Below are 522 nucleotides of genomic sequence, written 5' to 3'. Positions count from 1 at the left end.
TGAGCTGATGGCCTGCGCCGCCCGGCGGGCTCGCGCACTGCCAACGGTCTCGTCTCCGACCCCGACCAGCCCGCGCGTGCGCTGGCCTCCCTCCTGGCCGACGGGCTCATCGCCACCGACGACGACGGCGCCACCTACCGGCTCCCGTAGCCGCGGACCGGGAGCGTGCGGGCGCGGGCGGAGAAGTATGTATCCGCGCACCGCCCGGGCGGGGCGTTCACGGCCTCGAAGCACCCCGCCGGTAGAGTCTTGGCCATGGCCAAAGGACGCGGACGCAGTAGTGGGGAAAGCGCAGGACGACGGGGCTCGACTCGTCGCGGTGCGGGCTCCTCAGCGGGCCGTTCGTCCTCGGGGGGCCCAGTCCCGGCCCCATCGGCAGGCAGCTGGTGGAAGCGGATCCGGTGCCGGATCGGCCAGGTCCCCACAGGGCAAGAATCGAGGCGGCCGTCCCCCCAGCACCAAGCAGACAGGCCACCCCCTGCACTCGGGGCAGGCGGGCCGGTCGGCCTCCGGTGGGCGCTC

Annotated in this window: 1 protein-coding gene; it reads right to left on the bottom strand. The window is 74.3% G+C overall.

Going from position 1 to position 522, the window contains the following annotated elements; all coding sequences use genetic code 11:
• Positions 1-201: hypothetical protein (locus tag HMPREF0975_RS17055; RefSeq protein WP_232212553.1), on the bottom strand; the 201-nt coding region annotated here is incomplete at its 3' end.
• Positions 202-522 lie beyond the last annotated feature (321 nt).

Origin of the sequence: Actinomyces sp. oral taxon 849 str. F0330, from assembly GCF_000239715.1 — a bacterium.
Lineage (GTDB): Bacteria > Actinomycetota > Actinomycetes > Actinomycetales > Actinomycetaceae > Actinomyces > Actinomyces johnsonii.
The sequence above is the reverse complement of the archived record's forward strand: the minus strand, read 5'-3'. Positions and strand labels throughout refer to the sequence as shown.